Genomic DNA, 24,117 nt, shown 5'->3' with positions numbered 1-24,117 from the left:
GTTCTCTCGACTATGGGGGTCAGGTTAGATTGAATGCTTCCCAGGTGTCTGCACTTCGAGCGTCGAGGGGTATTTCGTTCTCTTCCTCAAATTTTTCTGCGTACTCGGGATCGATTTCTTCAATCTCCTCCTTCCAGGATTCCGCTAGCAGTATGGCTTTGCGGACAGCCGGATGGCTGTCCAGGGGGTATAGAGCGCCGATATTTTCATCTACTTCTACTTCGCGCTTCTCAATTGCCTCACGGGCGTCGTCAGCATCCGCGCGATATGGTTCGCGATCCCAGGTTACCCACCGCATTACGGTCACTCTAGTAACCCAGTTCAGGCGCTTGAGGGCGGCTCTTAGTTCACTAGCGGCCATCTCGATGCCTTCGTCTTCTGCTGCGGCAGGGTTTGGGGCATCTGCAATTGCACGGGACGATTTCTTAACTTGTTTTTGAGGTGCCGATCGGCTGACTTTTTTAGCCTCTGTGGGCGCCTTATGTTCTTGAGTGTGCCAGCGGAGGTCTCGTCCGACAGTTTGAGTGAAGGCGCGAATAGATTCTTTCCACTGGCGTAGATTTAGAGAAATTCCATCAATTTCGTTGAGCGTATCGTGAAGCTCATCGAAAACTGAATCCATCTCGGCCTCGGAGCCGAGCACGCGCATATGGACACTTCCGATGGCGTGGACAGCCTCGCTAATCGTAAGTGGGGGGACTACCAACGGGAATGTGCGCTTCCCTAGAGCCCATGCTCCACCGAGTTCCATGAGGCAGTAAGGGCGGGTGAGGAAATCGCGAGTGATCACTTCAATCACGAGAGAAGAGCTGGAAAGGGTAGTTTGTAGATGTTCGAGCACGCCCTTACCTGCAGGAATTCCTGTGGATCTTTCAGACGAGAAGAAGATCCTATCGTTGGGTACGCCGCCCAAGACGAGAATATTCTTGAGAGTGCTTGCAAGATCCTTATCTTTGAAGGCGTGGCTGATGAAGATGGAACCGCCATTGCTCAACTTGTTCTCCGCCTCCGGCTTGGCGAGGTCGCGGTTGGACTGCGGTGGCGTTTGGGATTTTATAGATTCAAATCCGATAAAATCAGCTGCCGCGCTAAGGACGGCTTCGAGTCTTCCTTCAGCTTCCGCTGCTCTGAGTGCCGAGTTGATCTTTGACTTCTTGCTCGACATCTTCCCTGGGCGGTGATAAGCGGTTCCAAGTTTGTAGGCAGCGAAAAAGCTGTCACTCTCGGATCCGGGGAGCGCCGCTAGAGCGTCCACTAGTTCTAGATGGAGCCTCTCAGACCACCTGCGATCCATGTGCTGATCGTACCGCCGTGAGGCGTGGGTGTGCCGGTGTCTCTCTGAACAAAGGCGCAGATGGGCACGCCTCCGAGCCGTGGTCGCGTGGTGTGCCGCCCGGCCCAGGTGGTGGGCGGAGCCGAATTGATCACCGCTGACTGCGCAAGCTCCGCTCCGAGGCCCCTGTTCCGCGCGCTTGCGAGGACTGTCATCTGACGGCAACTCTGACGGCAACGACGTCACACAGACACGCATGATCGCCAAGCTGAGCGATCGGAATAGGAGGCTGCTGGCACTCCTTGCAACAAGCTGCCCGATCCTACGGATCAGAAGGTTGCAGGTTCGAATCCTGCCGAGTGCACAGCAGACCAGAGGCCCTGTGGAGTGATCCACAGGGCCTCTGGCTTTGGCTATCCGGCACGGCATGGGACCGTGCGGCCGCGGAGCCGGAGTCAGCGTCTTTTGAACTCCACTGGTCCCGCGTTCATCGCGATGGTTCCGTCCGGGTGGAGGACGGGGCGGCGTTCGGTCATGCGGGCGCTGTAGGCCTCGATGTGGTGGATCGCCGCTCCGTCGGGCGCGGTGAAGTCGACGAGGGCGATGGCCACCCAGTAGCGGGTCCTGGTGTTCTCGAAGAGGGGGACGGTGACGGTGGAGCCGCGTCCGTCCGTGATGACGACCTTCGCGCCGAAGCTGCGGAAGGAACCGAAGCCGTTGCTGAGCGCGGAGTAGGCGCAGAGGAGGACGTAGCCCTGCTGGTCGGGGCGGACGATGCGCAGTGACTCGCGCCCCGGGACCCGTGCATCGCCGTCGAGGCGAATGTAGGGGCGGGTCTTCGCCGAGCCGAGGCGCTTGTAGTAGATGACGTCGGCGCCTTTGCCCTTCATCGCAGTTGCCGGAGCGGCTGTGGCTGCGGTTGTGGCCGTCGCGGCTCCGGGGCGGAGCGGCTCGCCCTGTGCGATGTGGTCGGACTTGACGAGGGTGCCGGGGATCTTCGTGCCACGCAGGGCCTTGGACGCGGGGACGAACAGGGCGTACAGGTCGAGGTCCGCGCCCACCCTGCGGCGCCGATCGCTGCCGCCGTCCCACTCCAGGGACGCAGTGACCACCAGCTCGCGGTCGTTCTTGTCCAGGTCCATGGAGACCTGGCCGCCTTTGTCGAGGCTGATCTTGCCGAGCGGGGGCTTGCGCAGGCTCGCCGGGCTCGCGGTGGTGGCGACCGGCGGGGCCGGTGTGGATCCGCTTTCCTCTCGCGATCCGTCTTCTTTGGCGGTGGATTCGTCTGCAGTGGAGGGGGACGGTGGCTCCTCCACCTGTATCCCGAAGTCGGTCGCGAGGCCGGCCAGTCCGTCGGCGTACCCCTGGCCGATGGCACGGAGCTTCCATGCCGGGCCCCGGCGGTAGAGCTCCATCAGGAGTACGGCGCGTTCGCCGTCGGTGAGGGCGGGCGGGCGGAAGAGAACCGGATCGGCGCCCTGCTGGGTGGCGCGTACCAGCACCTCCTTGACCTCACGGAACGTGCGCGTCGTGTCGTCGGGATCGCAACTGCCGACCAGCACGACCCGATCCACGTCCGTGGGAAGAGCGGCCGGGTCCAGCTCGATGCGTTCCGGGCCCTCGGCGTCGGCGGTGCGGTGCCGGACGCCACCGGACTCGGCAGTGGGCTGGTTGTAGAAGACCAGGTCGTCGTCGGATCTGACCTTGCCGTCCGTGCCGATCAGCACGGCACTGAGGTCGACCGGATCGCCCACGGTGTGCAGTTCGGCGGTGATGCGTCCCGAGCCCACTGTCGTGTTCTCGCCCTTGCGGAGCTCCAGCATGCCGTCCATCCCCACGGACTCCCCCCACGCCTTCCGGCATCACCTTCCGGCCACCTTGTCACATCAGATCCGGAACGGAAGAGCTTCACGCGGGCATGGAGGGGCGGAGCTGATGGCGGCCCGTGGTCGGCTTCCAACCCGTTTGCGAACAAACGTATTTGTGTCATGTGTTCGGTTCCCCGTAGCTTCCGCGCATGACCATGTCACGAAGAACGATCATCAAGGGCATAGCCGCCGCCCCCTTCGCCGCAGCCGCCGGCACCGCGCTCGCAACTCCCGCCCATGCGGCCACCATTGACGCCGGCCAGTTCTCGCTCGTCAGCCGCTCCTCCAACAGCCACGGCCAATTCGCCGCCCTCACCGCTGGGTTGGCGACCAAGCTCACCAAGGTGGACGCGACAGCCGTCATCGCCGACACCAACCGCAGCGCCACCCGGCTCACCAGCGCCCCGAGCACGGCGGAGGCGTTCCAGACCGGCTTCGCCTTCGACCCTGACGACCAGGCCGTCGACTACTGGATTCCGCAGGGCGTCACCACCAGCGCCGACGCCTACGGCAACGGGCTCTACCCGGAGGGCGGCAGCAACAAGGTCGTTCTCGTCTCCTGGTACTTCGAGACCAACCCCGACGGCGAGGGCGCGGACGAGTACGCGCTCGACAAGGGCCTGCGGCTCACCTTCGTCGACTACAACACCCCCACCGCGCCGACGTACCGGCACGTGCTGCTCGTCGAACCCGTCAGGACCAGCACCGGGGAGTACTCCTTCAACCCCATCCGCAAGCACGCGGGCGGGATCATGTGGTACGGCAACCTGCTGTACGTCGTCGACACGTACAAGGGGCTGCGGGTCTTCGACCTCAACACCCTTTTCACGGTCGCCACCGGTGAGAAGGACGTGTGCGGTCTGCACACCGACGGTTCGTACCACGGCTACGGCTACCAGTACGTCCTGCCGCAGAGCCACGCCTACGACAACGCCGGGAAGTACCTGCGCTACACGACCATCGGTCTCGACCGCGCCAGCACTCCCGACAGCCTGGTGATCAGCGAGTACTCCCTGTCCGGCACCGTCGACTACACCGACGGCACCTTCAACGGCACCGGCGCGCCCACCACCACGCCCAAGGTGGTCCGCTGGGAGCTCGACTACACCGACCGGCACCTGGGCTCGCTCACCGCCAAGGAGGCCGTGACGGTCGCCCAGCAGAAGATCCAGGGCGTCGTCTCCCGCAACAGCAAGCACTACCTCGCGGCCAGCGCCGGCCCGTCCACCAAGGGCACTTTGCGCACCTTCACCTCCGGTGCCTCCACCGCGAGCGCCGTCTGTGACCTGGCCATCGGCTGTGAGGACCTCAGCTATCACAGCAGCGGGGCGTCCGGCTGGGCCTTCGCCGAGTCCGTGATCTGGAACGTCAGCGAGTACACCAACAAGCGCTACGTCTACGCCGTGCGCGCCGACGGTTCCTAGGCACGGGGCCCTGGATCGCTCCAGGGCCTCTTCGTCGGCGTACTCGCGATCGCGGTCGGCCGGCAACGCGTACCTAGAGCTCCTGGTCCCCGAACGCCAGCGAGTCCAGGTCGCCGTCGAAGTCCTCCCCCAGGCCCGCCAGGCCCAGGAACATCCGCTCCAGCGCGGGGTCGGACGGCCGCTCGTCCCGGATCGCGTCCGGCGTCGTCTGCACGGCCTGTTCCGTCCAGATGCACTTGCCCGTCGGGGTGTAGCGCGTCCCCCAGCGCTGGGTGAGCGCGGTGACCAGTTGCAGGCCACGGCCCCCTTCGTCCGTCTCCGTCGCCCGGCGGATGCGCGGCATCGTCAGGCTGCCGTCGAAGACCTCGCAGATCAGGTCGGCGCCGTGGAGGAGCCGTAGGCGCAGGGGGCCCTTGGCATGGCGGATGACGTTGCCTATGAGCTCGCTGGCCAGGAGTTCGGTGGTGGGGGTCAGGTCCTGCAGGCCCCAGGCGGCCAGCTGGTCGCGGATCAGGCTGCGGGCGTGGCCGGCTGCCCGGGGGTCGTCGGGGAGGGGCCAGGAGGCGATGCGGGAGGAGGGCAGGGCGTGCAGGCGGGCCAGCAGGAAGGCCGCGTCGTCGGCCGCCTGGTGGTCGGAGGGGAGAAGGGCGGAGGTGACCCGCTCGCAGAGGCGGTCCAGGTCCTTCGTGGTGCCGTCCGCGTGGGAGGTGCGCAGAACGTCCGCGAGGGCCGCCATGCCCTCGTCCATCTCGCGCTTCGACGACTCGACCAGGCCGTCGGTGTACAGGACCAGCACGCTGCCTTCGGGGACCGGGATCTCGGTCGTCTCGAAGGGGGGTTCCGCCGCGCCTAGGGGCGGGTCGGCCGCCAGGACCGGGAACTGCACTGTGCCGTCGGGGTGGAGCAGGGCGGGTGGCGGGTGGCCCGCTCTGGCTATGGAGCAGACGCGGGTCGTGGAGTCGTACAGCGCGTACAGACACGTCACGTACGACTCCTCGCCCATGGCGCCGACGATGTCGTTGAGGTGGCTCATGATCTCGTCGGGGGGCAGCTCGAGGTCGGCCAGGGTGTGGACCGCCGTGCGCAGGCGGCCCATGGTGGCCGCCTCCGGCAGGCCGTGGCCCATGACGTCGCCGACGACGAGGGCCACCTGGCCGCCCGACAGCGGGATGATGTCGTACCAGTCGCCGCCCACGTCCATGCCCTGGCCGGCGGGCAGGTAGCGGGCCGCCGCCGTGCAGGCGGGGACGGTGGGCAGGTCACGGGGGAGCAGGCTGCGCTGGAGTTCGCGGGACCGGGTGTGCTCGGCGTCGAAGAGGCGGGCCCGGTCCAGTGCCTGCGCCACCAGGGCGCTGGTCGCGGTGAGAAGGGTGCGTTCCTCATCGGTGAGGCGGCGGGGGTGGTCGAAGGTGACCGCGCAGATGCCGAAGGTGTGGCCCGAGGCCGTCAGGGGCAGCAACGCCCACGCCTGCTTGCCGGCGCGGGCCGGGAGGTCCGCGAGTTCGGGGTAGCGGGTGGCGAACTCCCGGGGGGAGGAGAGGAACAGGGGGGCGCCGGCCAGTATCGCGTCCCAGAGCGGGCTGGGTTCGGTGCGTTCGCGGCCGTCGAGTATCGCGAGGACGTCCTCCGGGTAGCCGACCGAGCCCACGGTGTGCAGGCGGTCGCACTCCACCGTCTGCACCACCAGCCCCGTCGCCTCGAACGGGGGCAGCACCCGGCGGGCGACCGCGTCCACCACATCCTTCGAGGTCGTCGCCTTGGCGAGCGCGGCCGTCAACTCCCCTATCCGCGCCGCCCGTTCGGTGGCCGCGTGCTCGGCGGACCGGCGGTCCTCCTCCAGGCGGCGCTTCTCGGTGACGTCCGTGAAGTAGATGGTGCGGCCGTCGGGTCCCGGCACCAGCCGCAGATGGCACAGGCGCCCGTTCGGCAGCCGTACGTCGAAACTGACCGACTTCTCCGCGGCCGCCGCCTGCCGGCAGCGGATCTCCAGGCCGGGCACCTGCTGCGCGGCGGGCAGGTCCCACAGCAGGCACCCGAAGAGCTCCTCCTCGGAGTAGCCCAGGGTGCGCTCCGCCTCCAGGTTGGCGAAGGTGATCCGCCAGTCGTCGTCCAGCGCGAGGAAGCCGTCGCTCATGTGGCGCAGGGCCCGGCCGAGCGCGTCCCGGGCGGAACGGGGCTCATTGCTGTCCCAGCCCACGCCGATCATCCGGTGCGGTTCGCCGTCGTCGTCGTACGTCGCCCTGCCGCGGGCCTGGGTCCACCCCCAGCCGCCGTCCAGTTTCCGTACCCGGTACTCGGCCTCGAAGGCACCGCCCTCTCGGATCGCCCGGTCCGCCGCCGCCAGCGTCGGCGCGAGGTCGTCGGGGTGGACGCACCGCATCCAGTCGTCGACCTTGCCGGTGAAGTCCTGCGGCCGGGTGCCGTAGAGCTCCAGGGCCGCCTCGTCCCAGGTCAGCTCGCCGGTGCGGATGTTCCAGTCCCAGGAGCCGACGCTGACCTCCTTCAGCGCCTGGCGCACGCGCTCGCTGCTCGGCGCGTCCATCTGCGAGGGGCCCGTCGGTGGCCGTGCGTGGACCATACGGTCCTGCGCCCACGCGATCACGGCCCGGAGGAACTCCCAGTGTGCGGGGGTCGGTTCACCCCCGTCGCCCATCAGGACGCTCAAGGCGCCGGTGGAGCGGTTGCCGCTGTACATCGGTAAGGCGGCGAGGCCGGTGCCGGGCCAGTCGGCGTCCGGGGAATGCGAAGCGCTCAGGGCATTCGGGCTGCTCAGGCCATTCGGGGTGCTCAGGGCGTTCGGGGTACTCGAGGTATTCGGAGTATTCGGAGTATTCGGGCTGAGGGTGGCCGTAGCCTGCCCGGCCGGTCTCAGCGGCACCCACACCCCACTGCCCTCGTGCAGCGCACGGGCCGGGGCCAGCGGGCCCTCCTGGTCGATGATCTCCCACGCGCGGGTGAGGGCCGCGGGAAGCCCGGCCGTCGACACCAGGCGCAGCGCGGACATCGGGCCGCGGAGATGGATCATGCCGCCCAAGGCACCCAGCTCGCCCACCGCATGCTGCAGGGCCAGCCGGAAGACCTCGCTTTCCGCGACACCGGGGGCCACTGTGCCGAGCAGTGCCAGCCGAGCGTTCATGCCGGGGACCTTACCGTCACCGCCGTAACGGAATCGATGGTTCGCAAGATCCTCACGCCTCTCACCCGGCCGGTCGACAGGAGGCCAACAGCCAAGTCTTAACGTCGAGTTGATGCCGACGGCTTAGCATCACCCGGGACCCCTGACCCCCTTGAGGAGCGGCATGGACATCGGTGTCTTCATCCCCATCGGCAACAACGGCTGGCTCATATCGAAGAGTTCCCCGCAGTACCTGCCGACCTTCGAGCTCAACAAGGCCATCGTGCAGAAGGCCGAGGAGCACGGTCTCGACTTCGCGCTGTCGATGATCAAGCTGAAGGGGTTCGGGGGCGACACCGAGTTCTGGGACCACTGTCTGGAGTCGTTCACGCTGATGGCGGGTCTGGCCGCGGTCACCGAGCGGATCAAGCTGTACGCCTCCACGCCCATCCTCGTCCTGCCGCCGGCGATCGTCGCCCGTATGGCCACGACGGTCGACTCGATCGCCCCCGGCCGCTTCGGCGTCAACATCGTCACCGGCTGGGCGCCCGGCGAGTACTCCCAGATGGGCCTGTGGCCCGGCGACGAGCACTTCGGCAACCGCTACGACCGGGCCGTCGAGTACGTCACCGTGATGAAGGAGCTGTGGCGCGAGGGCGTCAGCAACTTCAAGGGCGAGTTCTACGAGATGGACGACTGCGTGCTGTCGCCGCGCCCGGCGAACGGGCACATCGACATCGTTGCCGCGGGGCAGAGCAACACCGGCATGCGGTTCGCCGCCGAGCACGCCGACTACAACTTCATCCTCGGCAGCGGCGTCAACACCCCGCTCGCCTTCTCGGACAGCACCACCACGCTGGCGGAGGCGGCGCGGGAGACCGGCCGGGACGTGGGCGCGCTCTCCCTCTTCATGGTCATCGCGGACGAGACCGACGAGGCCGCCCAGGCCAAGTGGCGGGACTACCACGACAACGCCGACCACGCGGCGCTGGCGTACATGGCTGGGGAGTCCGCCTCGGACACCACCGCCGACGACTCCTCGACCGCCCGCACCATCGTGCTCCCCGAGGGCGCGGTGAACTTCAACATGGGCACGCTCGTGGGGTCGTACGAGAGTGTCGCGCGGATGCTCGACGAGGTCGCCGAAGTCCACGGCACCAAGGGGATCATGCTGGTCTTCGACGACTTCCTGGAGGGCATCGAGAACTTCGGCACGCGCATCCAGCCGCTGATGAAGTGCCGGCGGGTGTGAGCGGGGCGGGGCGGCGCGCGGAGGATCGGGAGGAGAGTAGGGAGGAGAGTCGGACGGCGGCGGACCGTGCGTCGGACCGGGAGGGGGACTATGAGCGAGCCGGCATGGGTGGCCGGCTCACCCCCGGCGCCTCCCCGGCCCTGCTCCTGGTGGACCCCGCCCGGGCCTACGTCGACCGTGGCTCCCCTCTCTACGCCGGGGTCGAACCGGCCGTGGAGGCGATGAAGACGCTGCTCGCGGGCGCGCGCCGAGCCGGCATCCCCGTGGTCGTCACGCGGGTGCGGTTCCGGCCCGACGGCAGCGACGGCGGCGTCTTCTTCCGCAAGGTGCCGACGCTGAAGGTGTTCGCCGAGGGCAGTCCGTACGGCGACTTCATCGACGGACTGGCCCCGACGGCAGCCGAGTTGACGGTCACGAAGCAGTACCCGAGCGCCTTCTTCGGCACGTCCCTGGCGGCGTACCTCACCGCCAACCGCATCGACACCCTCCTCATCGGCGGCCTGTCGACGAGCGGATGCGTACGCGCCACCGCGCTCGACGCGTTGCAGCACGGGTTCGTCCCGGTCGTCGTGGAGGAGGCGGTGGGCGACCGGGATCCGGACGTACACGCGGCGAACCTCTTCGACATCCGGCACAAGATCGGTGAGGTGTGGCCGATGGCCCGGGTGGAGGAGTACCTCGGCGGCGTGCGGCGGGACGAACGGCCGTGAGGACGGCGGAGGTCGAGGGTATGCCGAGACCTGCCTCGCGCAGGCCGGTCATGGGGAGCTCGGGACGTGGAGCGCTGGGGGCGGGGGTTGAGGGTGCCGACGGTGGTGGACTGAGCCGAGGCTGCCGTGGTGGCTGTGGTGGCTGTGGTGGCCGTGGCGGCCATGGTCGCCATGATCGCCGTGGGCCCCGTGGTGTTCGTGATCACCGTGGCTGCCTCCTTCTTCCGCTCCGCGAACACGAAAAGCCGCAGGATCAGGAACCGGCCGATGCCGGCCAGTCCGGAAGCGGTGAGGTAGACGGCCTGCTCGCGGAGCATGGTGGGCGACGGCTGTACGGCGTGCAGTACGAGCATCGCGGCGGTCGTCGCCAGGTACGCGGCGACGGCCGACCCCGAGGACTGCAGGTGCTGCCGCCAGCCGGGGCGCCGTCCTGTGCCGAAGGTGAACAGGGCGTGCAGCTCGGTGCACAGGAGGGTGGAGGCGACGGTGATCAGGGCGTTGGCGAGCGCCCAGGGCATCGCCGCGGCCAGCAGCGGGACGGCCGCGCTGGAGAGGAGCCCGACACCGCCGCCGCACACCACGAACCGGACGAAGGAGGAGAAGGGACCCGGCGTCGACGGGCTCGGCGTCGACGTACTCGGCTTCGACGAGCGCTGCGACTCCATGGCGGCTTCCTTCCGGGCTGACCTGAACCTCTGACGGATTCAGCTCATCCCGGCATGGCTTCAGCAGGGCCTCAGTGGGGCTTCAGCCGGTATCGACCGTGCCTCAGCCGGGATCAACTGAGGCCAACGATGCCGTTGTTCGCACGCCGTAACGATGGAGTGGCCTACCGGATCGAAGGTGGGGCAGGCTCCACCATGCGAGGTCGGGGCAGCGGCCGGCTCGACCCCGCGGCCCCGTTCCAGCTCTGCCCCGCAGGCTAGGCGAAGGCACTGACATTGCGCCGGGCCCAGTCCGCGAACGCGCCCGCCGGCCGCCCGAGGACGCGCTCCACGTCCGGGCTCACCCGCCGCAACGCGGCCGCCGGAGCCCCCAGCATGTCGAGCGTGCTCTCCACGACCGGCTCGGGCATGAACCCCAGCATCCGCTCCCGGGCCTCGGCGCGGGTCAGTTCGACGAACCGGACGGCCTCCCCCACGGCGTCCTCGATCGCGGCCGTCTGTTGCCGGGGCGAGACGGGCGCGGGGCCGGTCAGTTCGTAGACCTCGCCGTCGTGGTCCGGCTCGCGCAGCGCCATGGCCGCGACCTCCGCGATGTCGACCGGGTCGACGGTCGGCAGGGCCACGTCGCCGAAGGGAGCGGCCACCTCCCGCCGGGTGCGGATCATGTCGGCCCACTGGAGGGCGTTGGAGTGGAAGCCGCCCGGGCGCAACACCGTCCACTCCAGGCCCGACGCCTTTACGGCGTCCTCCGAGAACGAGGGGTGATCCCCGGTGCCGACGCCTTGGGACGACAGCAGGACCACACGCCGTACGCCGGATCCCCGTACGACATCGACAACGGCCCCGAGGTCACCCCCGGCCGCCATGAAGTCGCCGGAGGTCAGCAGGAACAGGGCCTTGGCCCCGTCGAGGGCGGGTGCCAGGCGCTGGGGTGCGGTGAGGTCGGCCGGGTGGGGGCGGGCCCCCTCCGGCACGTCCCGCGCGGAGATCCGGCGGGAGACCGCCGTCACCTGCTCACCCGCCTCGACGAGGGCCCGCACAAGTGGCCGTCCTACATTGCCGGTTGCTCCGGTCACCACGATCATCATCGGTCTCCGTTCGGTTCCGGGTTTCGAGGTCCGAGTTCGGAGTTCCGAGTTCGGAGTTCCGACTTCGCATCTCGCATCTCGCATCTCGTCTCGCACGGCGACGCTACTGTTGTGGAGGTAGTAGGTACCTAGAGGAAAGTATTGGCGGACGGGGGTAGTTGTGACTGAGGACACAGCAAATTGGGGCCCGCGCGGCGGCGATCCCGAGAACGCCTGCCCGGTCGCTCCCGTCGTCGACATCGTCTTCAGCCGCTGGACCACCCCGATCCTGTGGGCGCTCCACGAGTACGGCCGACAGCGCTTCGTGGAACTGGAGCGCCGGATCGCCACGATCACACCGAAGGTGCTGACCCAGCGACTGCGTCAACTGGAGCGGGATGGCCTGGTCGTGCGCACGTACTACCCCGAGGTGCCGCCCCGCGTGGAGTACGAGATCAGCGAACTCGGCCGCAGTCTGGCGCCGTTGTTCGCCGCGCTCTCCGAGTGGTCCGTCCATCTGCCCGACGTCGAGCGGGCGCGGGCGGCCTACGACGCCCGTGACTGATCAGGCCTTGTCCTGGTCGCGGAGTTCGTCGATGTAGGCCTGCGCGAGCCCCGTCGTACGGGTGAACCAGTCCGTGAGTACGGCGATCTCGTCGGCGGAGTAGTCGGCGAAGAGGGCGTTGAGGCGGGCGTAGTAGGGGCCGTAGAGCTCCTCGACCCGGGTGACCGCGGCCGGGACGGCGGCGACGCGGACGCGGCGGCGGTCGGACGGATCCGGGCGGCGGGTGATGAAGCCGGCGCGTTCCAGGCGGTTGAGGATGCCGGTCATCGCGCCGGTCGTGACGTGGGCGTGTTCGGCGAGGTCGCCCGCCGTGAGCAGGTTCTCGCCGGCTTTCAGCACGCAGGCGAAACAGAGCAGGTCGGTGATGTTCAGGCCCAGCCGCTGGGCCATTTCCTGCTGGCCGAGCAGGTGGGCCGCGATGAGGGAGTCCATCGCCTCCAGCGCCTGCGCCGGGGTGGCGGTGGGACGCGGCTTGGCTTGCATCTTCCTGATTACCTTAGCTTCTGAGAGATTTAGTGCCTAAACTTCTCACGACGTGAGGGATTCCCGGACTGCTCGGAAGAGTGCTCGGGAGAACGCTCGGGAGGTGGGCGCGTGAGTCAGTATGACGAGGGGCACACGGTCGCGGGGTGGACCGGAACTGCGATCGCGACTGTCGGCTCCGCTGTGCTGGGGGCGGGGATATGTGTGGATTCGGCTGCGCTGATGGTGGGCGGGCTGGGGATTCTGGCGGCGAGCGTTCTCGTCACCTGGGCCCTGCACCTGTCCGGTTGGGGGAAGCCGCCGGGCGTGCGGCCTCGGGGGCAGTGGCCTATGGGGGCGCGTGACCTGACCGCGCGGGACGGACATGTGGATTGCTGGGGGTGCCGTTTGGCGGGGCGCGGGCGGGGTGCGGCTGCGGTGCCTGGGGGTGCGTCCGACGTGGTTGCCGTGGCTGGGGATCCCGAGCCGGCTGCCGCTGAGGTTGGCCGCTGACGTCGGACTTTGAGGCGGTCCTTGAGACGGTCCTTGAGGCCGGTTCCTGAGGCCGGTTCCTGAGGTCGGTTCCTTGAGGTCCGTCATTGAAATCGGTCGCGGAACCGGTGTCCCCTGCCTGCCCCCGGCCTCCCCCACCCCGCCGAACCGCCGTTGTCAGTGCCTGCCTCTAGTCTCGAAGAGCGATGGCACAGGCATGGAGATGCGAGGGGCTGCGGTGGTCGGCGGACGGCCCCGCGCTGGCGTGGGACGGCGGTCGGCGATCCGCGCTGACCTGGGGGAAACGGGTGGCCTTCGAGGTCACGGAAGGGGGCGTGCGGACATGCGTGGGAGCACGGGGGTATGCGTGTCCGGTACGGGCGGTCGTGCCGGGGCGGAGTACGGGAGCGCGGTGCGAGGAGTGCGCGCGGCTGGACCGGGCGCACTCGGTGGCGGCCGACACGATCGCGGACGATCCCCGGCCGTACCACGTATATCTGGCGTGGTTCGGGCCCGGGATGGTGAAAGTCGGCATCACCGCCCTTGAGCGCGGATCGGCACGGCTGCTGGAACAGGGCGCGGTCTGCTTCACCTGGCTGGGCGTCGGCCCACTGATGGCGGCCCGGCGCGCCGAGGAGCTGCTGCGAGCGGCCCTGCGGGTGCCGGACCGGATCCCGTACGGCACCAAACGGGCGGTGCGCTCCACACTGCCGGCGTCGGCGGCGGAGCGGGCCGCCGAGGTGGAGGACCTGCACGCACGCGCCGTGGCCCTCCCCGGCTGGCCGGAGTCACTGGACCGTGAGCCCTGCCAACCGGTCGACCACACTGGGGTGTTCGGGCTCGCGGAGCTGCCCGGTGTCATGGGGGAGGTGACGGAGCTCGTCGCGGGCGGGGTGGTGAGTGGGCTGTTGGCGGCGGCTGCGGGGCCGGATCTGCATGTCGAGGTGGGCGGCGGCGGGGTTGTCGTGGTCGATACACGGTTGATGACGGGGTGGGAACTGGTGCCGGTGGGTGGGGTCGGTGAATTGACCCTGCCAGTGAGGGAGTTCAGGGAGCGGCAGGTCACCGCGCAGGACGGATTGTTCTGACCGATGTCCTCAGGGGGACATGCCTTGCTTGCCCAACAGAGCGGTAGGGCGGCCCCGGTCGTCGTGGACGTAGCTGTACGACGACTTGGTCGTGTCCGTTCGGGCCATAAGACGGCCGGAAGGGCGGTCGGCGAAACGACCGGTGGCTGAAGGTTTCCAGGAGCATCTGACCCCCGTACCGAGCCACCACCATGCCCATCCGCAGCAGCCGCAGATCGCGCTGTCCAGCTCGGCCAATGCTGGCCGACACGCGGAAACCGGCCCCCTCCCGGGGGACTCAACCGAGTAACGTGATCGTTCGCTTGTGCGACTAGGGGTGAAGTGTGCGACCGGGGAGGGGCTGACGTGAGCGCCAATGCCTTGCGGCTGCAGACACGGCTGGCGGATCTGGCGGAGACCGGCCAGGGCGATCTGCGAGAGGTCGTGGGGGAGTTCAGGCGCAGCGAGGTGCTGGTGCCGGTGGTGGACGACTCGCTGCTCTCGGTTGAGGCGGGCGGCGTCCGCTGGCTCTTCGCGTTCACGGATGACGCGGCGCTGGCCCGCTTCTCGCAGGCGCGTGGTGAGTCTGCCCCCGAAGGGCTGCCGATCTACGGGGCGCGCCTGCTGGATCAGGTGCTCCCAGGAGTGGCGAAGGCGGGCGGTCCGGTCGGGATTGCGGTGGATGCGGGCAGTCCGGCGGGGATGGTGTTGCCTCCGGTGGCGGGGATCGTGCCGGACGCGGTGGCAGTGGCTGTGGATGCTGAAGGGGCGGACGCGTGAGCGGCGGCGGTGGTTACCGGGTTGATCCGGAGGCGCTGGAGCGAATCACCCGGGGGATCAACCTGGCCATCGATGAGTTGAAGGAGTTGGGCTTCGACATCGAGGCGAGCCAGGGGCGCGGTTTCGGTGATTTGGAGCTGGCGGGGCTTGAGGTGGGGGATGCGGCGCTGCGTGCTACGTTCGCGGACTTTTGTGAGCGGTGGGGCTGGGGAGTTCGCTCACTGTTGGGGGATGCCAATGAGTTCGCGGCGCGGCTGAACCTGTCGGCGGGCCTTTACCACGAGCAGGAGCAGTACGCCTCGAACACGTTGAAGACCCTGTGGACGGCGACGGCGGGCAACCCGTCCCTGACTCCGGAGGAGATCGAGCAGCGTTCCTGGTCGGAGACGTTGAAGGACAACCCCGTCTCCCACGTCATGAACGCTGATGTGAGCGCGGAGTCCATACAGGAGGCCAATAAGGCCGCCGAGCAGGCGTGGACGCAGGCCGGGGAAGATCTGGAGACCTCGACGCTGAACCCGGACGCGCTGCTCGATTCGAGGGCGGAATGGCAGTGGGACGGCCCCAAGGAGACCTCGTTCGAGGAGGTTGAGCGCTGATGGGCCTGGAGGGCCTGGTCAACGACTTCGGGGACGGCCTGGACAGGGCCGCCGACGGCCTGAGCAGGGGCGTCGGCGAGGTCGTCAACTGGCACACGGACGGTGGCGCGGACGTCCTGTCGGCGGTCGGCGCGGACGGCGCGGCCGAAAAGGTGCGCGACTTCGGCGAGGGCGTGAACAACCGGCTGGGCGGCGATGTCGCCGAGCGCCGACTGGGAGAGACCGAGGACCCGAAGGAACTGGTCCATGGCAGTGCGGGTGCGCTGGAGGCGCGGGCGCGGCATCTGCGCGATTTCTCCCGGGCGTTCGAGACGGTCGGTCAGGGGATGCGCTCGCTGGGCGGCGAGGGCTGGCAGGGCCAGGCGGCGGATGCCTTCCGCGAGAAGTTCGAGATGCATCCCAAGCAGTGGCTGACGGCGGCCGACGCGTGCGAGGAGGCGGCCAAGGCGCTGGAGGCGTATGCGGACACGGTGCGCTGGGCGCAGCGACAGGCGCAGGTGGCGATCGATCTCTACCGCGAGGCGCAGGAGATCAGCCGGCGGGCGCAGGACGCGTACGACGCTCAGCGGAAGGCGTACCTCCAGGACGCCCAGCAGTACACCGCAGCTGCACTGGAGGGTCGCGATCCGGGGCGGAAGCCGACCGAACCGGGCGACTTCGTCGATCCGGGGGTGGCACGCCGGCAGGAGGCGGAGGAGATGCTGGCCGATGCCCGCCGCCAGCGCACCGATGCCGCTCGTGATGCGCAGCGTCGGTTGGCCGGCGCGTTGGAGCTGGCTCCGCCCAAGCCGGAGTTCACCGACCGGTTGAAGGCCGACGCGGTGGACGGGTTCGTGAGCATGCAGCTGAACCAGGCCCACGTCCTGGGCGGTTTCCTCAAGGGCGGCGCGGACATGGTGAAGCTTGCGCGCACCGTCAATCCGATGGACTCCTACAACCTCTCCCATCCCGGTGAGTGGCTGAAGAACTCCAACATGGTGCTGGCGGGGCTGGTGGGCACCGCGGCCCATCCCGAACGCCTGCCCAAGGCCATCATCGGCACCGGCTGGAGCAGCGATCCGGGCAATGCGGCGGGTTATCTGGCCTCGAACCTGATCGGCGGCAAGGGGGCGGGCGGCGTTGCCCGTGGGGCCGCGCGCGGGCTCGCCAAGGACGCGGTGACCGGCGCCGCGCGCACAGGCGCGAACGGGGCGACGCGGAACTTCGCCCGCAAACTGTGGTGCAAGCTGTTCGGCGGCGACCCGATCGACCTGGCCACCGGCCGGATGTCGCTGCCGCAGACCGACGTGACCCTGCCCGCCAAGCTGCCGCTGGTGTTCTCGCGGCAGTTCGAGTCGTCGTACGAGGCAGGCCGCTGGTTCGGCCCGAAATGGACCTCCACCGCCGACCAGCGCCTGGAGATCGACGCCGAGGGCGTCATCTTCATCCGCGAGGACGGTTCCCTGCTGGCCTACCCCCACCCCGCACCTGGGGTGCCGGTGCTGCCACTGGACGGCGACCGCCATCCGCTGACCATCGACGCCTACGGCGACTACGCCGTCACCGACCCCGAATCCGGCCGCGCCTGGTACTTCGCGGCACCGGGCGGTGACGGCAACGGCATCGCCCTGCTGGAGCAGATCACCGACCGCTCGGGCCAGTGGCTCACCTTCGAGTACGACACCGAGGGCGCCCCTACGGCGATCGTGCACTCGGCCGGTTACCACCTCACCATCGAGACGACCGGGGACCGGATCACCGCCCTGAGCCTGGCCGGGGCGGCAGCCGACAGCGGCGACCAGGAACTGGTCCGCTTCGGCTACGACGAGCACGGCCACCTGGCGGCGGTCACCAACTCCTCGGGCATACCGACCCGGTTCACCAACGACGACCTGGGCCGCATCACCGCCTGGACCGACACGAACAACTCGTCGTACAGCTACGTCTACGACGACCAGGGCCGCTGCACCTCCCAGTCAGGCGAAGCAGGCCACCTGCGCAACACCTTCGTCTACAGCGGCATCGACCCGGACAGCGGCCACCGGACCATCACCGCGACCAACTCCCTCGGCCACAGCACGCGCTACCAGGTAAACAGCGACCTCCAGGTGGTGGCCGAGACCAGCCCCGACGGAGCGACGACCCACACGACGTACGACCGCTACGACCGCCCACTGACGATCACCGACCCGCTCGGCCGCACCACCAGCTACGCCTACGACAAGGCGGGCAGCCCGATCATGGTCGTCCGCCCCGACGGCTGTTACACCAGCGTCGGCTACAACGACCAGGGCCTGCCGGTCTCCATATCGAGTGCAGACGGCACGCACGTCAGCCAGCAGTTCGACGAGTTCGGCAACCGCACGGCAGTAACCGACACCTCCGGGACGACGACCCGCTTCACGTACGACGATCTCGGACACCTGGCGTCGATCACGGACGCGACGGGCGCGACCACGACGGTCCGCTGCAACCCCGCGGGGCTCCCCCTGGAGATCACTGACCCGCTGGGCGCCGTGACCCGCTACGAACGCGACGCCTTCGGCCGCCCCGTCACGATCACCGATCCGCTCGGCGCGGCCACGCGTCTGGAGTGGACGGTCGAGGGCAAGCCGGCCCGCCGCACCGCACTGGACGGCAGCACGGAGTCCTGGACGTACGACGGCGAGGGCAACTGCACCACCCACACCGACGCCATGGGCGCGGTCTCCCGCTACGAGTACACGCACTTCGACCTGCTGGCCGCCCGCACCGGCCCGGACGGCGTCCGCTACACCTTCACCCACGACACCGAGCTACGCCTAACTCAAGTAACCAACCCTCAGGGGCTGACCTGGAATTACGAATACGACCCGGCGGGACGCCTGGTCGCGGAGACGGACTTCGACAACCGCACCGTGGCCTACGAGCACGACTCGGCAGGCCAACTGGCGGTCATTACCACGGCCTTGGGCCAGACCATCCGCTTCGAGCGGGACGTGCTGGGCCGTGTGGTGCGCAAGGACGCGGCCGGAGCCGTCACCACCTACACGTACGACGTGACGGGTGGCCTGGCCCAGGCAACCAACCAGGATGCCATCCTGACGTTGCAGCGGGACGAGGCAGGCCGCCTGATATCCGAGACGGTCAACGGCCGCACGCTCACCTACACGTACGACGCGCTGGGTCGCCGCATCAGCCGCACCACCCCGACAGGCGCGTCGTGCACGTGGGCCTACGACGTGGCCGGGAACCGCGCCACGCTGACCACGGCTGGCCGAACCCTCACCTTTACCCACGACGCAGCAGGCCGCGAACTCACTCGTCACATCGGCGACGCCCTTACCCTCACCAGCGCTTACGATCCCCTCGGCCGCCTGACGAAGCAGGAACTCACCAGCCCCGACAATCACCGCCTCACCCACCGCGCCTATACCTACCGCGCGGACGGCAACGTGACCGCCATCGACGATCACCTGAACGGCGCCCGCCGCTTCGACCTGGACGCGGCGGGTCGGGTCACTAGAGTCCACGCCTCAAGCTGGACGGAGTCATACGTCTACGACGCCGCGGGTAACCAGACCCACGCGTCGTGGCCGGATTCGATGCCAGGTGGGGAGGCAACCGGCGACCGCGTCTACACCGGCACCCGCATCATCCGCGCGGGCAGCGTCCGCTACGAACACGACGAAGCGGGCCGCATCACCCTGCGTCAGAAGACTCGCTTGTCCCGTAAACCGGACACCTGGCAATACACGTGGGACGCCGAAGACCGCCTCACATTGGTGGTCACCCCTGATGGCATGACATGGCGCTACAGATACGACCCCCTGGGCCGCCGCATTGCGAAACAACGTCTCGCCCCCGGCGGCGAAACCGTCGCGGAACAGACCGACTTCACTTGGGACGGCACCACCCTCGCAGAACAGACCACTCACACCCCCGGCACCACCCAGCCCGCGATCAGCCTCACCTGGGACCACCATGGCCTGCACCCCCTGGCCCAAACCGAACGCAAGACCCATACCGCTGCTGGCGCGCCTCAGCAAGAGATCGACTCCCGCTTCTATGCCATCGTCACTGACCTGGTCGGCGCCCCCAGCGAACTCATCGACGAACACGGCGACATCGCCTGGCGCAGCCGCACTACGATCTGGGGTGCCACAGCCTGGAGCCGCACTGCCATCGCATACACCCCTTTGCGTTTTCCGGGCCAGTACCACGACCGCGAGACAGGCCTGCACTACAACTTCTTCCGCCACTACGACCCTGGGACCGCCCGCTACCTCTCCCTCGACCCCCTCGGCCTCCTCCCTGCACCCAACCCCGTTACCTACGTCGACAATCCGCACTCCCAGATTGATCCACTCGGCCTTTCGCCTTGCCCGCGATTGAGGGTCATTGGGAACCATCCCGACTACCAAAGAGTGGCCGAGCTGGAAGGAGGGCAGTGGTTTGAGGTTCCTCTGAGCTACTGGAAAACACTCACGCCGGAGCAGCAATGGGCCGAGAACGTAAAATTTCTCGACAGGGGCATAGCGGAGGGGGCGACCTTCCGGCTAGCCACTCCGATAGAAGCATCCAAGATAGACTCAATTTACCATGATGAGATTAACCACCTACTGAAAAACGGATATACATTCAATGCGGCGGGGGACGCCCTGATCCCTGGAAGGTGAATGGTGTGAGCGATCAGAATCTGGTCAACGGCCTATCCGAGTGGCTTATGGAGCGCGGTTTCTCTATCACGGAAGAACGTCAGGATGGTGGGTTCGAAAACATCCTTCTCCGTTTTGTCGGGGAGGGGTGCGAGGTGTGCCTGGTGCGGGAGCGAGGAGAATGGGGAGTTACCCTGGCTCCTCCTTCTGGCGAGCCTAAACTTCCTCCGAAAATTTGGCGCTACTACATGGATGATATCCCTTTGGGGGTGGCGCTAGGCGAACAGGTGGAGTCCTTCGAATCTGAGGTTGCTTTTGTCCGGGATAGGCTAAATGAAATTGCCGTTGCGGCGCAGTCTGGAGATATTGGAGCTCGTCTCATCGGGATCAATTGGGCAATTGTTAAAGATAGGCTCGGGCTGGATCCGGACATGCCGCTGCCCGGGCGGCCAGAATTTGGAGATTCACATTGAGTTGGAATGGTTGAGTTTGAGTTCTCATTATTGGGGGTGAGGGTGAGTACGCCCCCGCCAGTTACACCCTTCCGTGCGACAGTGGCGTGGGCGGGGTCACGGCCGTGTAAGTGGTGCGGCTGTATCGAAGGGGTCTCCCGGAATCACCCCAGGGCAAGTGTGGATCAGCGTGATGGAACTGGAGGTGCCCTGGTCAATCAATCGCGCCAAGTCGCTTGAGCAACCTGCAGGAGGCTTTCTCGGCGGCGACTTGCTGTATGCAGTGGTCACCAGTAGTCCGGAGGTGTGGGTGGCCGATCCCGAGCTCGCCAGTGGGCTCAAAACTGCAGTGTCTATGCTGACTGAAATATCTGGCTACGTAAAACAAGCGATCGAGGCGCGCGTCTCTTGCGTCGCTCTCTGGGGGGGCTGAGATCCTAAAGTAGGAGTATTGGCGATGCCTGCTCTTCAAGCCGTGAAAAACCAATAGGTGAACAATGTCGTTCGGACCGCCTCCCACAGGTTTCGGTCTTCCCACCCCAGCCGCCTGGTCACCTCCGACGGACGTCGAGCAGGCGTTGTTCGACGCCAAGTCCCGTGAGAACTGGCCGGCCTACTTCGAGACACTCGCGCGTAATCGGCTGTACTTCGAGGTGCTGCGGGACAAGGCGGAGAACAGGATCCTGAACACCTACTCCGTGTTCGGGTATGACCCTCGGGTCCCCGGCGGCAGGATGTGGGCCGTGTACACCGAGGGCATGCTGCCCGTGCCCGAGCCGCACCGTGTGTTCGACTGGAGAGAGCTCCGGGGGTTCACGGAGGGCTGGACGCCCGAGTTTCCGCCGATGATCGTCGTCAATCCGGGCAGTCCGTGCGAGGCGTTCCTTCCCGCCGCGCCGCCGCGCCGCCGCACTCCTGGTCCTGGGCCCAGTACGCCAAGCACGCCGGCAGACCCTCGGACGAGGCCGTGCTGCGGACCTTGCGGGTGGGCGGTCCGTTGGAGGGGCCCGTCGCCCATGGGCTGGCCTGCGGTGCCCACCTCGTCGTCCACCAGGGCCGCGCCTGGAACGCCCTGGCCTACCACGGCCACGGCTATAGCGCGGAGCGCCGGATGCTCCGCAAGTCCTGGGGCATCACCAACTACCCCGAGTGGCAGGTACAGCAGTACGCCCTGCTGGCCACCGACGGCGCTCGCCCGGTCTGGGAGTTCGCCCTCGGCCTGCGCCGTGCCATCGCCCGTGACTTCGGCGGCTACGTCGAGACCGGCTACTGGCGTGATGCCGCCGCCCGCATACTGCGGCAACGGGCGGAGGGCGAGACCGTCCTCACCTCCGACGGCGTCACCAAGACCGCCCCGGCCCCCGCGGCCGAGACCGAGGCGCACATCAAGGGCGTCCAGCACCTCATCGGCCGGATCACCCGCTACGAGGCCCGCATGCGCGCCGACGGCATCCTCGGCGAGGGCCAGTACGTCAGCTCCGCCGACGCCTGGGACCGCGGCCGGGCTTCGTGCATGGCGCGCTGGGCCTGAGCACCCGTTACTGCACCCTGCCGGAGGCCGAGGCCGCCGTAATCGAGGCCGGGCGCCACGCGGCGCGCTGCTACGAGTCCTGGCAGGACTTCTCCGCCGCGTTCATCCTCGGCCGCTGCCTGCAGTTCGACAACGAGAAGTTCGGCAGCTGGTACCAGGACATGGTGACCGTCCACCGGATCCTGATGTCCGACCCTGGCAGCCCCTGGCTCACCATCCCTTTCCGGTAGGCGGGTGGAAGGGGCGGTGTCAGTGGTGACAGTAAAGAGTTGGATCCCTCCGGGATCCCTTTCGGTAAGTAGTCTGGATGCCGGGTGCTGCGGGGCCCGACCGTAGGAGACATGAGCGATCACCGCATTGCACCTGACGTCCCTGTTCCAGCGCACGAACCTCCCTACTACGCCGTGGTGTTCACCTCCGTACGCACCGAGGGTGACGACGGATACGGTGAGACCGCCCAGCGCATGGGCGAACTGGTCAAGGAGATCCCCGGGTTCCTTGGAGAGGACTCCGCCCGCACTCCGGGCGGTCTCTCGATCACCGTCGCCTACTTCCGGGAGCTGGCCGGCATCGAGCAGTGGCGCAGCCATGCGGAGCACCGGGCGGCCAAGGCGCAGGGGCGTGCGCACTGGTACGAGCGCTACTCGCTGCATATCGCCAGGGTCGAGCACAGCAGTGGGTTCGAGCGGGTGAGCACCCGGACCGTTGCCCGGCCCTGCGAGGCAACGCGACCGGAAGGCGCCTCAGCGGTGAGGTGAGAGCACGCGAAGGAAGGCCGTCCAGCTTCCCGGAGTGAGCTGGAGTATCGGGCCGTCCGCGTCCTTGGAGTCTCGGACGGCGACCGCGCCGGCGATGTTCCGGGCGACTTCGACGCACTCGCCATTGCCGCTGCTGTAACTGGACTTCACGAACTCGAAGTTCGGCACGGCTCACAGCTCCTTGAGGAAGGCCGCCCAGGTCCGCGGCGTGAGCTGGAGTATCTGCCCGTCCGCTTCTTTGGAGTCCCGTACAGCGACGGTGCCGACGATGTTGCGGGCGACCTCGACGCACTGCTGCCCCGCGTCTCCGCCGCTGTAGCTGGACTTGGCGAACTCGAAGTCAGTCACCGGCCTACATCTCCTTGCGAATGGTGTCGATCAGGTCGAGAGCGTTGCGCTCCGCCAGACCGACCCGTGCGATGCGGTCGAAGGTACGGCCGTGCCTGGCGGCGTCCTCTTCGCTCTCCAGCCAGAGAGTAGAAGAAGGTACGTCCATATGTACGACGTCCAGTGCTCCAGGCTCGCCGAACGAGACGATGCTGAAGGCGCCGATCATGCCGGCGTTGGCTCCGGCGAGGTACGGCACCACTTGGATCCTCACCGTGTCCAAGGCCGCCACGTCGAGCAGATGGCCCAACTGCTGCCTCATCACATCACGGCCGCCGACGAGTTGGCGCAGTGCACCTTCATGAATCACGGCCCATAGCTCTAGAGGGCGTTCCGACCGCAGCCGCGCCTGGCGGGTCAGCCGCGCTTCCACAAAGGGCTCGATTTCGCGCGGGTCCTCCCATGAGCCGGCGCCCACCGCTACGGCACGCGCGTAGTGCGGCGTCTGCAACAACCCGGGAATGAAGGCGAGTTCCCACGTTCGGATGCTGGTGGCGATGTCCTCCAAGGCCACGTACTCGACCATGGCGGCAAGCTGCGGGTACTGATTCCACCAACCCTTGGCCTTGCGCCGGTCCCGGTCTGCCTTGGCCAGTGCCAGCAGCTTGCCGATGACCGCCTCGTCCTTCTCGCCGTACAGATGGCACAGGGCTCTGACGTCGGGATCCCGCATCGGCACCTGTCCGCGTTCGATCTTCGCGACCTTGGTGACCGACGCGGTCAACGCCTCGGCGGCGTGCGTCTGACGCAGGTCGCAGGCTTCGCGCATACGCAATAGCTCCCCGCCGAGTCGCCGCCCCAGAACGGTCGTGATCGTCTTCCCGCGGTCGGGGTCCCTGCCTGCCATGTCGCTTTCCCTCCCGATCAGTTGCTCCAGTCTGAGGTGAGGGGGGAGCAAGCACAAACCCGGGACAGCGATATTTCTGTCCAGATAGGTTGCTGTCTATCTCCTCGTGAGGCTACCGTCAGTACTCAATCGCCCACTGAGCGACACCAGTTGGCGGAAGTGCACCGTGCTGTCCGCACGGCGGAGC

22 protein-coding genes and 2 pseudogenes are annotated in these 24,117 nt (G+C 67.6%); 15 read left to right on the top strand and 9 right to left on the bottom strand.

Going from position 1 to position 24,117, the window contains the following annotated elements; genetic code table 11:
* Window positions 1-19: 19 nt before the first annotated feature.
* Complete coding sequence (locus ACIREI_RS38815; protein ID WP_403343535.1) at window positions 20-1,165, bottom strand: toll/interleukin-1 receptor domain-containing protein; 1,146 nt, start codon at window positions 1,163-1,165, stop codon at window positions 20-22.
* Window positions 1,166-1,728: 563 nt separating this feature from the next.
* The gene (locus ACIREI_RS38810; protein ID WP_403343533.1) at window positions 1,729-3,105 is read right to left on the bottom strand and encodes a TerD family protein; all 1,377 of its coding nucleotides are present in this window, start codon (window positions 3,103-3,105) and stop codon (window positions 1,729-1,731) included.
* A gap of 185 nt (window positions 3,106-3,290) precedes the next feature.
* Here ACIREI_RS38810 and ACIREI_RS38805 point away from each other — a divergent pair, with 185 nt between their 5' ends.
* Window positions 3,291-4,565 (top strand): hypothetical protein, encoded by a 1,275-nt coding sequence (locus ACIREI_RS38805; protein WP_403343532.1) that lies wholly within the window; start codon window positions 3,291-3,293, stop codon window positions 4,563-4,565.
* A gap of 73 nt (window positions 4,566-4,638) precedes the next feature.
* Here ACIREI_RS38805 and ACIREI_RS38800 read toward each other — a convergent pair whose 3' ends face one another.
* Window positions 4,639-7,701 carry a SpoIIE family protein phosphatase gene (locus ACIREI_RS38800; RefSeq protein ID WP_403343529.1) on the bottom strand — a complete coding sequence of 1,021 codons (3,063 nt, stop codon included), beginning with the start codon at window positions 7,699-7,701 and terminating at the stop codon, window positions 4,639-4,641.
* Between the two features lie 163 nt (window positions 7,702-7,864).
* Here ACIREI_RS38800 and rutA point away from each other — a divergent pair, with 163 nt between their 5' ends.
* The 3 genes from rutA (at window position 7,865) to ACIREI_RS38785 (ending at window position 9,939) form a co-directional block, all read left to right on the top strand.
* Entirely contained in the window at window positions 7,865-8,932 is a 1,068-nt protein-coding gene (gene rutA / locus ACIREI_RS38795) for a pyrimidine utilization protein A (RefSeq protein WP_403343527.1), read from the top strand.
* Between the two features lie 104 nt (window positions 8,933-9,036).
* Window positions 9,037-9,642, top strand: a complete 606-nt coding sequence (locus ACIREI_RS38790) for an isochorismatase family protein (RefSeq protein WP_403343525.1) — start codon at window positions 9,037-9,039, stop codon at window positions 9,640-9,642.
* Between the two features lie 129 nt (window positions 9,643-9,771).
* Window positions 9,772-9,939, top strand: coding sequence for a hypothetical protein (locus ACIREI_RS38785; protein ID WP_403343522.1), 168 nt, complete (start codon window positions 9,772-9,774; stop codon window positions 9,937-9,939).
* On the opposite strand, the pseudogene ACIREI_RS38780 reads toward ACIREI_RS38785, so the two are convergent.
* Window positions 9,873-10,220 (bottom strand): annotated as a pseudogene (locus ACIREI_RS38780) (GtrA family protein); the annotation flags it as partial. The gene ACIREI_RS38785 and the pseudogene ACIREI_RS38780 sit on opposite strands and share 67 nt — an antisense overlap.
* On the opposite strand from ACIREI_RS38780, the gene ACIREI_RS38775 reads away from it, so the two are divergent.
* Entirely contained in the window at window positions 10,129-10,341 is a 213-nt protein-coding gene (locus ACIREI_RS38775; protein ID WP_403343519.1) for a hypothetical protein, read from the top strand. The pseudogene ACIREI_RS38780 and the gene ACIREI_RS38775 sit on opposite strands and share 92 nt — an antisense overlap.
* Before the next feature lie 223 nt (window positions 10,342-10,564).
* On the opposite strand, the gene ACIREI_RS38770 is transcribed toward ACIREI_RS38775, so the two are convergent.
* Window positions 10,565-11,392, bottom strand: coding sequence for an NAD(P)H-binding protein (locus ACIREI_RS38770; RefSeq protein WP_403343574.1), 828 nt, complete (start codon window positions 11,390-11,392; stop codon window positions 10,565-10,567).
* A 163-nt stretch (window positions 11,393-11,555) separates the two neighbouring features.
* Between ACIREI_RS38770 and ACIREI_RS38765 the strand changes: the two genes are divergently transcribed.
* The gene (locus ACIREI_RS38765) at window positions 11,556-11,939 is read left to right on the top strand and encodes a winged helix-turn-helix transcriptional regulator (RefSeq protein WP_403343516.1); all 384 of its coding nucleotides are present in this window, start codon (window positions 11,556-11,558) and stop codon (window positions 11,937-11,939) included.
* Here ACIREI_RS38765 and ACIREI_RS38760 read toward each other — a convergent pair whose 3' ends face one another.
* On the bottom strand, window positions 11,940-12,422 hold the full coding sequence (locus tag ACIREI_RS38760; RefSeq protein ID WP_403343513.1) for a MarR family transcriptional regulator: 483 nt from the start codon (window positions 12,420-12,422) through the stop codon (window positions 11,940-11,942).
* A gap of 111 nt (window positions 12,423-12,533) precedes the next feature.
* Here ACIREI_RS38760 and ACIREI_RS38755 point away from each other — a divergent pair, with 111 nt between their 5' ends.
* The 9 genes and pseudogenes from ACIREI_RS38755 (at window position 12,534) to ACIREI_RS38715 (ending at window position 22,696) form a co-directional block, all read left to right on the top strand.
* The gene (locus ACIREI_RS38755) at window positions 12,534-12,914 is read left to right on the top strand and encodes an HGxxPAAW family protein (protein ID WP_403343510.1); all 381 of its coding nucleotides are present in this window, start codon (window positions 12,534-12,536) and stop codon (window positions 12,912-12,914) included.
* A gap of 185 nt (window positions 12,915-13,099) precedes the next feature.
* Window positions 13,100-13,981: a DUF2797 domain-containing protein gene (locus tag ACIREI_RS38750; RefSeq protein ID WP_403343508.1), complete on the top strand. Its 882-nt coding sequence runs from the start codon at window positions 13,100-13,102 to the stop codon at window positions 13,979-13,981.
* Between the two features lie 345 nt (window positions 13,982-14,326).
* Window positions 14,327-14,740, top strand: a complete 414-nt coding sequence (locus tag ACIREI_RS38745) for an SseB family protein (RefSeq protein ID WP_403343506.1) — start codon at window positions 14,327-14,329, stop codon at window positions 14,738-14,740.
* Window positions 14,737-15,339: a hypothetical protein gene (locus tag ACIREI_RS38740; protein WP_403343503.1), complete on the top strand. Its 603-nt coding sequence runs from the start codon at window positions 14,737-14,739 to the stop codon at window positions 15,337-15,339. Before ACIREI_RS38745 ends, ACIREI_RS38740 begins: the two co-directional genes overlap by 4 nt.
* Entirely contained in the window at window positions 15,339-19,976 is a 4,638-nt protein-coding gene (locus ACIREI_RS38735) for a putative T7SS-secreted protein (protein ID WP_403343500.1), read from the top strand. The genes ACIREI_RS38740 and ACIREI_RS38735 overlap by 1 nt, the downstream gene beginning before the upstream one ends.
* A 5-nt stretch (window positions 19,977-19,981) precedes the next feature.
* Window positions 19,982-20,428 (top strand): hypothetical protein, encoded by a 447-nt coding sequence (locus tag ACIREI_RS38730; protein ID WP_403343497.1) that lies wholly within the window; start codon window positions 19,982-19,984, stop codon window positions 20,426-20,428.
* A gap of 172 nt (window positions 20,429-20,600) precedes the next feature.
* Complete coding sequence (locus tag ACIREI_RS38725) at window positions 20,601-20,840, top strand: hypothetical protein (protein ID WP_403343495.1); 240 nt, start codon at window positions 20,601-20,603, stop codon at window positions 20,838-20,840.
* Between the two features lie 678 nt (window positions 20,841-21,518).
* Window positions 21,519-22,168 (top strand): annotated as a pseudogene (locus ACIREI_RS38720) (DUF1266 domain-containing protein).
* 111 nt (window positions 22,169-22,279) lie between these two features.
* Window positions 22,280-22,696 carry an antibiotic biosynthesis monooxygenase family protein gene (locus tag ACIREI_RS38715; protein WP_403343492.1) on the top strand — a complete coding sequence of 139 codons (417 nt, stop codon included), beginning with the start codon at window positions 22,280-22,282 and terminating at the stop codon, window positions 22,694-22,696.
* Here the strand turns inward: ACIREI_RS38715 and ACIREI_RS38710 are convergent.
* The 3 genes from ACIREI_RS38710 to ACIREI_RS38700 are packed head-to-tail and all read right to left on the bottom strand — an operon-like array spanning window position 22,682 to window position 23,930.
* Window positions 22,682-22,864 (bottom strand): DUF397 domain-containing protein, encoded by a 183-nt coding sequence (locus ACIREI_RS38710; protein WP_403343489.1) that lies wholly within the window; start codon window positions 22,862-22,864, stop codon window positions 22,682-22,684. The genes ACIREI_RS38715 and ACIREI_RS38710 overlap by 15 nt on opposite strands.
* A 3-nt stretch (window positions 22,865-22,867) precedes the next feature.
* Window positions 22,868-23,044 (bottom strand): DUF397 domain-containing protein, encoded by a 177-nt coding sequence (locus tag ACIREI_RS38705; RefSeq protein WP_403343486.1) that lies wholly within the window; start codon window positions 23,042-23,044, stop codon window positions 22,868-22,870.
* Window positions 23,045-23,048: 4 nt separating this feature from the next.
* A complete protein-coding gene (locus tag ACIREI_RS38700; protein ID WP_403343483.1) occupies window positions 23,049-23,930 on the bottom strand; it encodes a helix-turn-helix domain-containing protein in 882 nt (293 codons plus the stop codon).
* Window positions 23,931-24,117: the final 187 nt, after the last annotated feature.

It is taken from the genome of Streptomyces sp. NPDC093591, assembly GCF_044764885.1.
Classification (GTDB): domain Bacteria; phylum Actinomycetota; class Actinomycetes; order Streptomycetales; family Streptomycetaceae; genus Streptomyces.
This window is presented reverse-complemented; position numbering and strand designations above follow the sequence as displayed.

What these genes read in the sequence shown, in the direction of transcription:
- ACIREI_RS38805 (WP_403343532.1), top strand. Translation starts at nt 3,291, where the DNA reads ATGACCATGTCACGAAGAACGATCATCAAGGGCATAGCCGCCGCCCCC.
- ACIREI_RS38715 (WP_403343492.1), top strand. Translation starts at nt 22,280, where the DNA reads ATGAGCGATCACCGCATTGCACCTGACGTCCCTGTTCCAGCGCACGAA.
- ACIREI_RS38725 (WP_403343495.1), top strand. Translation starts at nt 20,601, where the DNA reads ATGGAACTGGAGGTGCCCTGGTCAATCAATCGCGCCAAGTCGCTTGAG.
- ACIREI_RS38750 (WP_403343508.1), top strand. Translation starts at nt 13,100, where the DNA reads ATGGCACAGGCATGGAGATGCGAGGGGCTGCGGTGGTCGGCGGACGGC.
- ACIREI_RS38815 (WP_403343535.1), bottom strand. Translation starts at nt 1,165, where the DNA reads ATGTCGAGCAAGAAGTCAAAGATCAACTCGGCACTCAGAGCAGCGGAA.
- ACIREI_RS38760 (WP_403343513.1), bottom strand. Translation starts at nt 12,422, where the DNA reads ATGCAAGCCAAGCCGCGTCCCACCGCCACCCCGGCGCAGGCGCTGGAG.
- ACIREI_RS38800 (WP_403343529.1), bottom strand. Translation starts at nt 7,701, where the DNA reads ATGAACGCTCGGCTGGCACTGCTCGGCACAGTGGCCCCCGGTGTCGCG.
- rutA (WP_403343527.1), top strand. Translation starts at nt 7,865, where the DNA reads ATGGACATCGGTGTCTTCATCCCCATCGGCAACAACGGCTGGCTCATA.
- ACIREI_RS38700 (WP_403343483.1), bottom strand. Translation starts at nt 23,930, where the DNA reads ATGGCAGGCAGGGACCCCGACCGCGGGAAGACGATCACGACCGTTCTG.
- ACIREI_RS38770 (WP_403343574.1), bottom strand. Translation starts at nt 11,392, where the DNA reads ATGATCGTGGTGACCGGAGCAACCGGCAATGTAGGACGGCCACTTGTG.
- ACIREI_RS38790 (WP_403343525.1), top strand. Translation starts at nt 9,037, where the DNA reads ATGGGTGGCCGGCTCACCCCCGGCGCCTCCCCGGCCCTGCTCCTGGTG.
- ACIREI_RS38810 (WP_403343533.1), bottom strand. Translation starts at nt 3,105, where the DNA reads ATGGACGGCATGCTGGAGCTCCGCAAGGGCGAGAACACGACAGTGGGC.
- ACIREI_RS38735 (WP_403343500.1), top strand. Translation starts at nt 15,339, where the DNA reads ATGGGCCTGGAGGGCCTGGTCAACGACTTCGGGGACGGCCTGGACAGG.